This window comes from Ralstonia mannitolilytica (assembly GCF_905397375.1).
Taxonomy (GTDB): domain Bacteria; phylum Pseudomonadota; class Gammaproteobacteria; order Burkholderiales; family Burkholderiaceae; genus Ralstonia; species Ralstonia mannitolilytica.
The window spans coordinates 1-9381 of record NZ_CAJPVG010000024.1 but is presented as its reverse complement, the minus strand read 5'-3'; the positions used below and the strand labels follow the sequence as shown (position 1 = coordinate 9381).

The window sequence follows — 9381 nt, the reverse complement described above, 5'->3', positions numbered from 1 at the left end:
GGTCGCGGCCGGCGGCGGCCGGCGCGGTGCGGGCCGTTGCGCGGCGGCAGGCGCGGGGGAAGGTGGCTTCACCGGCTCGGGCTGCAGCAACAGGGCCGGGATGATCTGCTCCTGTGCCGGCGGCCACGTCACCTCATGGCTGCGCGCGATCCAGAGGACCGCGATGCCGTGCAGCACAAGCACGGCGAGCAGCACGAGCGCGAGCCGGCGAGAGCGGCGTCGGCGGGTCTGCGTACGGTCGGTATTCAACGCTTCAGGCGGGGGCGGCAACGTATCCAAGATCGGCGGAAAGCTGTTGTGCGGCCAGCCGCAAGCGCCGCTCCAGCGGCCCGCTCCAACTGGTGTCGAACGTGCTTTGCGCGCCGAGGGCAATCAGGACGAGGCACAGCTGGGCATTCGCATCGAACACCGGCAGCGACATCGCGTTGATGCCCGGCAGCACGCCGCCATGAATGCGCGCGGCGCCATGTGCGCGCACTTCTGCGCAGATGGCGTCGTACGCCTCGAGCGTGCGCGGCAGCTCCGGATCGGCCTCGCGCGCGGCGGCCCGTTCCAGCTCGCGCTGGATGAACGGCAGCGTCTGCGCGCGGGGCAGGTAAGCGCCGAACACGCGGCCGGTGGCCGAATTGAGCATCGGCATGACGTCGCCCAGGCGCAGGCTGACGGTGACCGGGTGGCTGGCTTCTTCCCAATGGACGATGGCCGGCCCCAGGTTGCCCCACACGGCAAGGCCGACGGTGTGGTCGATCTCGTCGCGCAGCGCGGCGGCGGCGGGGCGTGCGCGACGCATCGGGTCTTGCCGGTTCAGGCTCACCAGGCCCATTTCGAGCGCGAAGGGGCCGAGGTCATAACGGCCTTCGGGCGTTTGCGTGACCAGGCCCAGGCGCGCAAAGCTCACCAGGTAGCGGTGCGCCTTGGCGGGGTTCATGGGGGCGGCGCGCGCCAGGTCGCGCAGCATCATCGGGCCGTTGGTGTGCGTGAGCACCTCCAGCAGCCGGAAGCCGACTTCGATGGACTGGATGCCCGAGCGCGCGGGCGCATCCGGTTCGCCATCGGCATCAGGCTCCAGGTCGAGGTCGGTGTCGGCGGGCAGCGTCGGCATGGTCGGGCGTGATGGGTCGGTTCAGCCCAGTTTAGCCGATGCTGGTGTAGCATCCGCGCAGCTTTTCTCTGCACAGACGCCCATGAAACTCGCCACCCTCAAGGATGGCTCGCGCGACGGCCAGCTCGCCGTGGTCTCGCGCGACCTGAAGACCGCTCACTTCGCCACGCACATCGCCGGCACGCTGCAGCGCGTGCTGGACGACTGGGCCTTTTACGCGCCGCAACTGCAGGAACTCTACGCGCAGCTCAACGCGGGCCGCGCGCGCCACCCGTTTGCATTCGACCCCGCCAACTGCATGGCGCCGCTGCCGCGCGCGTACCAGTGGGCCGACGGCTCGGCCTACGTGAACCATGTCGAACTCGTGCGCAAGGCGCGCGGCGCCGAGATGCCACCTGAGTTCTGGACCGACCCGCTGATGTACCAGGGCGGCTCCGATGACCTGGCCGGCCCGCACGACCCCATCGTCTGCCGCAGCGAGGCGTTCGGTATCGACTTCGAGGCCGAGGTGGCCGTCATCACCGGCGACGTGCCGATGGGCGCCGACCCGGCCGCCGCCGGCGAGGCCATCCGCCTGATCGTGCTGGCCAACGATGTGTCGCTGCGCAACCTGATCCCGGCGGAGCTCGCCAAGGGGTTCGGCTTCTTCCAGAGCAAGCCCGCGACGGCGTTTTCGCCCGTGGCGGTGACGCCCGACGAACTCGGCGACGCCTGGCGCGAGCGCAAGGTCCACCTGCCGATGACGGTGCACTGGAACAACAGGAAGGTCGGCCAGCCCGATTGCGGCACCGACATGGTGTTCGACTTTGGCCAGTTGATCGCGCACATCTGCAAGACGCGCAACGTGCGCGCGGGCAGCATCGTCGGCTCGGGCACGATCTCGAACGTGGACCGCAGCAAGGGGTACTGCTGCATCGCCGAGAAGCGCATGCTGGAGACGATCGAAGCGGGCGCACCCACGACCGAATTCATGCGCTACGGCGATACGGTCAAGATCGAGATGTTCGACGCGAACGGCGTGTCGATCTTCGGGGCGATCGACCAGGAGGTCATCGCGCCAGGCACGCAGGCGTAAGCCTTAAGCCGATTCGGGGGCGGCTTTCGCGCGGCGCCCGCGCTTGGCCGGCGCGGAGCCGGTCGTCAAGGCCTGGCCGTGGTAACCGAGGCGCAACGACAAGGCCCGCCCTGCCTCGCGCAGCAGCCGCGAGGGGGCGCCTTCCAGGCTGGAATCGAACACGCTGGACAGCCCCAGCGCCGTAATGGCGCCGGCCAGCTTGCCCTGTGAATCGAGCACCGGCACCGCCACCGAATCGATGCCGTGCACGAGCGTCCCGGCGATCCGCGCCACGCCCTCGTGCCGCACCGTCTGCCAGCGTGCGCGGCAGTTCAGCCAGTCGGTCAGCCCAGCCTTGCCGGCGCCCGGGCCGCGCAGTTCGCGGTCGATGAGCGGGACGATCTGGATTTCCGGCACCCACGCGGCGCAGGCCTGGCCCGTGGCGGAATTCAGCAGCGGCATGACCGAGCCCACCCGCACGTTCACGGTCACGGGGCGGCCGCCGTCTTCCCAGCGCACGATCACGGGGCCGCGGTTCGTCCACACCGACAGGAACACGCTTTCGTTCAGCCGCTCGGCCAGCTTGGGCAGCAGGTTGCTGCCTTCACGCACGAAATCCACGTCGGACAGCGCCGACAGCCCCACCTGCAGCGCCTGCGTGCCGAGCCGGTAGCGGGCGGAGGCGGAATCCTGCTCCACGAAACCCATGCGCTCGAGCGAGACCAGGTAGCGGTGCACCTTCGCGCGCGGCATGCCGAGCTGCCGGCCGAGTTCAGATACGGCATGCGCGCCGCCGGTGCGCGCCATCGCCGAGAGCACCGTCAGCGCAATTTCGGCGGACTGGATGCCGGCGCTGGCGCGTTCGGGCGCGGCGTCTTCCACGGGCGGTTCGTCGGGCGGCAGGCTGTCTTCGATGGCCATCTTGAAGTCTCGGATGTCGCTTTATAAGATACGCGTTACGCAAAAAGATACAAATCGGCGCGGCGGCCTGCGCGCTGAAAGGACCAGGAGACGCCATGAAGCTGTCGATCTTTTCCGTGCAGGACCACTATCCGGACCGGCATCGCAGTCTGCCGCAACTCTACGCAGACGTCATCGGCCAGGCCCGCCACGCAGAGTCGCTCGGCTACGACACCTTCTGGGTGGCCGAGCACCACTTTCACGAGTACGGCGCGGTACCGAACCCGGCGGTCTTTCTCTCGCACCTGGCCGCGCAGACGCAGCGGCTGCGTCTGGGCACCGCCATTTCGATCCTGACGTTTCATCATCCGGCCACGGTGGCCGAGAACTATGCGATGGTCGACGTGCTGTCGGGCGGGCGGCTGTCGCTCGGCGTGGGCTCGGGATACCTGAAGCACGAGTTCGAGGGCTACGACGTCGACCCCGCCGTCAAGCGCGAGCGGTTTGACGAGGCCCTGATGCTGGTGGAGCGGCTGCTCTGCGGCGAGCGCGTGCATCACGAAGGCCAGTTCCACACGCTGCGCGACGTGCGCCTCAATGTGCTGCCGGCGCAGGCCCGCGTGCCGATCCACGTGGCGATCCTGCGGCGCGAGGTGGCGTATCACATCGGCCGGCAGGGGCGGCGCATGCTGTTCGTGCCATACGCGTCGGTGGAGCGCTTCGAAGACATCCGCACGTTGATGGACGACTACCGCCGCGGCCTGGCCGAGGCCGGCATCGCCGATGCGCGCGGCATGGCGGCGGTCGCCCTGCACACGCACGTCGGGCCTACGGAAGCTGCCGTGCGCGCCACCGCGGCCGATGCGTTCGACCTCTACGTCGCCACGCGGCTCTATGCACGCCGGCAGACCTATGACGACGTGCTCGCCAGCGGCCTGTCGCTGTTCGGCACGCCCGATGCGGTGGCCGACAAGCTCGCGCGCTTGTCCGACATGGGCGTCGATCACGTGATGGCGCTGCACAACTTCGGGCTGATGCCGCAGACAGCCGTGCTCGAATCGATGCGCGCGTTGATGGAGGACGCATTGCCGCGCGCCGGCATCGCGGCGCTGGCCGCCTGAACGCCAGCTGCCCGGGCTGGCCCGCATCGCCAAACCGCTGCAAAACCGCTACGCTCTTCGCCAAACCACGGGAGACACCCATGCAGCGACAGGTTGGCGTACTGGTTGGTCTGGCTTTGCTGTCTTGCACCGCGCTGGCGGATATCCGCATCGGCGTGACGGTTTCGGCGACGGGCCCCCAAGCTTCGCTGGGCCTGCCCGAAAAGAACGCCACCACACTGTGGCCACGCGAGATCGGCGGCGAGAAGGTCGACGTGATCGTGCTGGATGACGCGTCCGACACCACGCGCGCCGTCACCAACACGCGCAAGCTGATGAGCGAATCCAACGTCGACGTGATCGTCGGCTCGTCCACCACGCCCAATACGCTGGCGATGATCGATGCGGCGGCCGAGGGCAGGACACCGGTCATCTCGTTGGCCTCGTCCGCCCGGCTGGTCGAGCCGATGGATGCGCGGCGCCGCTGGGTCTTCAAGACGCCGCATTCCGATTCGCACATGGCGTCGCTCATTGCCGAGCACGCCGCCGCGCACGGCGTGAAGACCATCGCGTACATCGGTTTTGCCAACGCGCTGGGCGAGGCGTTTCTGGCCGAGGTGCAGCGCTTTGCCGACCTCAAGCACATCCGCGTGACCGATACCGAGCGCTTCTCGCCCACCGACAACAGCGTGACGGCGCAGGTGCTGCACCTGCTGGCCGGCAAGCCCGATGCGGTGGTGATCGGCGCTTCCGGCACACCCGCCGCTTTGCCGGCCCGCGCGCTGGCCGAGCGCGGCTACACCGGTAAGATCTACTTCAACCACGGCGTCTCGAACAACGATTTCGTCAAGCTGTGCGGCAAGGACTGCGAAGGCGCGTACGTGCCGACCGGGCCCGTGATGGTCGCCGCCGAACTGCCGGATGCCGACCCGGCCAGGAAGCAGGCGCTGGATTTCGCACGCCGTTACGAAGCCGCGTTCGGCAAGGGCAGCGTGTCGATCTTTGCCGCGTACACGGGTGACATCGGCCTGCTGCTGCAGCGCGCCGTGCCCGTGGCGCTCAAGCGCGCCAAGCCGGGCACGCCGGCTTTCCGCGAGGCCCTGCGCGACGCGCTGGAACAGGTGCGCGACCTGCCGACCAGCACCGGCGTCGTCAACATGAGCCCGCAAGACCACGTGGGCCTCGACCAGCGTGCCCGCGTGATGGCGCAGATCCGCCGCGGCCAATGGCACCTGGCCGATCGTCCGAACTGACGGTGCCGCGCTTGCCGCGTTGCGCGCGCGAGCGCATCCGCTATGCTTGATCCACACACGCCGATCTCATGACCTCTCTCGCTCCCCGCTTTGCGCGCTACCAGGCGCTCACGCTCGTCCAGCACGGCCCCATCCTCGAGATCGTGATGGGCGCGGCACAGTCGGCCAACCGCAAGCTGTCGACCGCTGACGCCGGCCTGCACCGTGAACTGGCCGAGATCTGGCGCGACGTGTCGGCCGAGCCCTCCGTGCGCGTGGCGCTCATCCGCGGTGAAGGGCTGGGCTTCTCCGCCGGCGGCGACCTTCACCTCGTCGAGCAGATGGCCGAAGACTTCGACGTGCGCACGCGCGTCTGGCACGAAGCGCGCGACCTCGTCTACAACGTCATCAACTGCGACAAGCCCATTGTCAGCGCCATGCACGGACCGGCGGTGGGTGCGGGCCTCGTGGCCGGCTTGCTGGCCGATATTTCCGTCGCCGCCAGGGACGCACGCATCGTGGACGGCCACACCCGCCTGGGCGTGGCGGCGGGCGACCATGCGGCGATCGTGTGGCCGCTGCTGTGCGGCATGGCGAAGGCCAAGTACTACCTGCTGCTGTGCGAATCCCTCAGTGGGGAGGAGGCCGAGCGCATCGGCCTGGTGTCGCTGGCGGTGGACCAGGCGGACCTCGTCAACCGCGCCTTCGAGATCGCGGAGCGCCTGGCCGCCGGTTCGCAGACGGCCATCCGCTGGACCAAGTACGCGCTGAACAACTGGCTGCGCCTGGCCGGCCCGAGTTTTGATACGTCGCTGGCGCTGGAATTCATGGGGTTTGCAGGCCCCGATGTGCGCGAAGGCATTGCGAGCCTGCGCCAGAAGCGTCCACCCACGTTTGATGCGACCTGACACCGATTTCGTAGGAGACACCATGTTCACCCAGATGCCCAACTTTGCCGAAGGCGGTTTCGAATTCCTGCGCAAGCTCTGGGGGGGCGGCTTTGCCGGCATGCCCGGTGCCGGGATGCCCAACATGGCGAGCTTCGCGGCGCCGCCGATGGATCTGGAGGAGCTCGACAAGCGCATTCACGATCTGCGCGCGGTGGAAAGCTGGCTGCAGCTGAATGCGAGCCTGCTGCGCACCGCGATCCAGGGCCTGGAGGTGCAGCGGGCCACGCTGGTTGCGCTGCAGACCTTCGGCGCCGCGCTGTCACCGGAAGCCATGAAGAGCGCGTTCGATGGCTTGACCCCGGCTGCATCGCCGCCGGACGGCGAGCCCAAGCCGGCCTGGCCGCACACCGCCGCCACCGCCAAGCCCGCGCAGCCTGAGGCCCCCGCGCCTGAAGACAAGGCCGAAGCCGAGGCGGAAGCCCAAGCCGAAGACACCGACGACGATCAGGCCGAAGCCCGCGCGCAGAGCGCCCGCTCGGCCGAGCATGCCCAGGCCGCGGCACGTGCCGCCGCCGCGGCTCTGGATCCGTCGCCCTGGTGGAACATGCTGCAGCAGCAGTTCAACCAGATCGCCAGCTCCGCAGCTGCGGCCATGCCGATGCCGCAACACTTGATGCCGGGCTTCCCGGGCGGCTTCCCGGGGTTCGGCGGCGCACCCGGCGCGGAAGGGCTCGATACGGCGCCGGAAGACATCGAAGCGCCGTCGGCACCGGCCAAATCGAAGCAGGCGGGCAGCAAGCCGGCGCCGAGGTCGGAGGCCAAGGCGCCTGCGGGCAAGACGGCAAAGCCGGCTGGCAAAACCGCCGCCAAGAAGGCTCCGGCGAAGGCCGCACCGCGCAAGCCGGCCAACGGCAATTCCTGATCGATGCCGATGTCGCAAGACTGCACCGCGCTCCTGATGATGGGCGGCGGCGCGCGCGCGGCCTATCAGGTGGGCGTGCTGCGCGGGATCGCCGCACTGGCGCGCGAGTACGCGCCCGGCGTGGCCCGCACTCCGTTCGACATCATCTGCGGGACTTCGGCAGGCGCCATCAACAGCCTCGGCCTGGCCCGTGGCGCGCAGGATTTCACGCAGGCCGCGGAAGCGCTCACGCAACTGTGGGGCAACCTGCATGCCGACCGCGTGTATCGCACCGACGTCGGCCGCGTGGGCTCGAGCGGCGCACGCTGGCTCACCGCGCTGGCCTTCGGCTGGATGACGGGCCGCACGCCGCGCGCGCTGTTCGACAACACGCCGCTGCGCGAGCTGCTCGACGCGCAGCACGACGGCCGGCAGGTGCAGGCTGCGTTCGAGGCCGGAGCGCTGCGGGCGCTGGCCATCACGGCGCTGTCGTACACGACGGGGCGCCACGTCACGTTCTATCAGTCTCCGCACGTGGTATTGCCGTGGCGGCGCTCGCAGCGCATTGCGGTCGCGGACCAGATCGGCGTGGCACACATGCTGGCGTCTTCGAGCATCCCGTTCGTGTTTCCGGCCGAGCCGGTGCAGATCGAGGGCAACGATGAATGGTTCGGTGACGGCACGATGCGGCAGATGTCGCCGCTGAGTCCGGCGATCCATCTTGGCGCGAGTCGCATCCTTGTAGTGGGGGCCGCATCGCGTTCGCAGCCGGGGTGGTACGACACGGTCCCGGCGTCTGGCTATCCGTCGCTTGCGCAGATCGCGGGGCAGGCGCTGGCGAGCATCTTCCTCGATGGACTGTCGGCCGACATCGAACGGCTGCAGCACATCAACGCGATGGTCAGCCGCAACCCCGAGATTGCCGACGCGCGCGACGGCTGGCGCAAGATCGAGGTGCTGGTGATGGCGCCGTCCGAGCGCATCGAGTTGATTGCCTTGCGCCACGTGCAGCGCCTGCCGGGCACGGTGCGCGCGCTGCTCAAGCCGCTGGGCGGCACGGAGGCCCGCGGCGCGGCGTTCGCCAGCTACCTGCTGTTCGAGCCCGAGTTCACGCAGGAGCTGATCGCCCTCGGCGAGCGCGACGTGCAGGCGCGCCGCGACGAGCTTGCCGCGTTTCTCTACGGCGCGATGCCCGACACCATGCGAGCGGCGTGATCAGCGCGATGCGCGTGCCGGTTCGGCGAGCAGCGCCTCGATGCGTTTGACGAGGGTCGGGTCGGTCGGCTCAACGCTGCTCGGGAACACGGCGGCCACGCGGCCGTTGCGGTCCAGCAGATATTTGTGGAAATTCCATTTGGGCGGCTGACCCGTCTGCGCCGCCAGCCATGTGTATAGCGGCGACGCCCCTGCGCCCACGACGGCGGTCTTGGAAAACATCGGGAATTTCACGCCGTACGTGTTGTAGCAAAAATCGGCGATCTGCTTGCTGTTGCCGGGTTCCTGCTGGAAGTCGTTGGACGGAAAGCCGAGCACGGTCAGCCCTTTGTCGCGGTACCTCGCATACAGCGCTTCCAGCCCTTCGTACTGGTGCGTGTAGCCGCAGTAGCTTGCGGTGTTGACGACCAGCACCACGCGTCCGGCGTACTGGCAGAGGTCTTGGCGGGCGTCGTCCTGCAGCCGGTTGACGCGAAAGTTCAGGCTGGCCGGGCAGGCCGGTGCCGGGTCTTGCGCCGTGGCCGCAGCCGGGGCGGCGTGGCCCGTGCGCGGCAGCAGCAGCGCAATGACGCCGATCGCAATGATGATGGCGATCATCAGCAGCTGGTGCCGGCTCAGCACGCCGGCCATATGCCGCTGCAGGTGACGTCGGCGTGCTGGAACGATGGCGGAATACAACATCTCAGGCCTCCGAAAGCGGCAGTGCGTCGATTGTCTTCAGTCTAGGGTATAATGCCCCGGGGCCGCGGCGGCGGCCGGGCTTCCTATACTGAAGACCTCGCCGGCACCGACCGGCCCGCCCCACACAGGACGACGGCAGCGCATCGTCGATCACATCGCGGCACGCCGCGGGACAGTCGCGCGAAGCGCACGGCGCGCTAAGGAAGGTCTGAACAACCCGCTCTGCCGCCCGGATTGCGGCATCGTGGCGCCGGCCTGGCGTCGCTTTCGAGCCGGATTTCGCCCGTGCAGGGCGGTTTTTGGCGG

General features: G+C 68.8%; 9 protein-coding genes and 1 pseudogene. 6 read left to right on the top strand and 4 right to left on the bottom strand.

What is annotated here, in order from left to right:
- Together KHN96_RS22545 and KHN96_RS22540 are read right to left on the bottom strand one after the other, a co-directional pair.
- Positions 1 to 249, bottom strand: a pseudogene (locus tag KHN96_RS22545) (DUF3108 domain-containing protein); the annotation flags it as partial.
- A gap of 4 nt (positions 250 to 253) precedes the next feature.
- Positions 254 to 1102: an IclR family transcriptional regulator gene (locus tag KHN96_RS22540; RefSeq protein ID WP_045785638.1), complete on the bottom strand. Its 849-nt coding sequence runs from the start codon at positions 1100 to 1102 to the stop codon at positions 254 to 256.
- An 82-nt stretch (positions 1103 to 1184) separates the two neighbouring features.
- Between KHN96_RS22540 and KHN96_RS22535 the strand changes: the two genes are divergently transcribed.
- Positions 1185 to 2177: a fumarylacetoacetate hydrolase family protein gene (locus KHN96_RS22535; protein ID WP_045785639.1), complete on the top strand. Its 993-nt coding sequence runs from the start codon at positions 1185 to 1187 to the stop codon at positions 2175 to 2177.
- A 3-nt stretch (positions 2178 to 2180) separates the two neighbouring features.
- Here KHN96_RS22535 and KHN96_RS22530 read toward each other — a convergent pair whose 3' ends face one another.
- Positions 2181 to 3077, bottom strand: coding sequence for an IclR family transcriptional regulator (locus KHN96_RS22530; RefSeq protein WP_045785640.1), 897 nt, complete (start codon positions 3075 to 3077; stop codon positions 2181 to 2183).
- A 95-nt stretch (positions 3078 to 3172) separates the two neighbouring features.
- Between KHN96_RS22530 and KHN96_RS22525 the strand changes: the two genes are divergently transcribed.
- The 5 genes from KHN96_RS22525 (at position 3173) to KHN96_RS22505 (ending at position 8394) form a co-directional block, all read left to right on the top strand.
- The gene (locus KHN96_RS22525) at positions 3173 to 4177 is read left to right on the top strand and encodes an LLM class flavin-dependent oxidoreductase (protein WP_062738674.1); all 1005 of its coding nucleotides are present in this window, start codon (positions 3173 to 3175) and stop codon (positions 4175 to 4177) included.
- 80 nt (positions 4178 to 4257) lie between these two features.
- A complete protein-coding gene (locus KHN96_RS22520; RefSeq protein WP_102080678.1) occupies positions 4258 to 5409 on the top strand; it encodes an ABC transporter substrate-binding protein in 1152 nt (383 codons plus the stop codon).
- A gap of 68 nt (positions 5410 to 5477) precedes the next feature.
- Positions 5478 to 6296, top strand: a complete 819-nt coding sequence (locus KHN96_RS22515) for an enoyl-CoA hydratase/isomerase family protein (protein ID WP_045785643.1) — start codon at positions 5478 to 5480, stop codon at positions 6294 to 6296.
- 22 nt (positions 6297 to 6318) lie between these two features.
- On the top strand, positions 6319 to 7200 hold the full coding sequence (locus tag KHN96_RS22510) for a PhaM family polyhydroxyalkanoate granule multifunctional regulatory protein (protein ID WP_062738673.1): 882 nt from the start codon (positions 6319 to 6321) through the stop codon (positions 7198 to 7200).
- A 9-nt stretch (positions 7201 to 7209) separates the two neighbouring features.
- On the top strand, positions 7210 to 8394 hold the full coding sequence (locus KHN96_RS22505) for a patatin-like phospholipase family protein (RefSeq protein WP_045787745.1): 1185 nt from the start codon (positions 7210 to 7212) through the stop codon (positions 8392 to 8394).
- Here the strand turns inward: KHN96_RS22505 and KHN96_RS22500 are convergent, their stop codons facing one another.
- Complete coding sequence (locus tag KHN96_RS22500) at positions 8395 to 9075, bottom strand: glutathione peroxidase (protein WP_045785645.1); 681 nt, start codon at positions 9073 to 9075, stop codon at positions 8395 to 8397. It lies immediately after the preceding gene.
- Positions 9076 to 9381 lie beyond the last annotated feature (306 nt).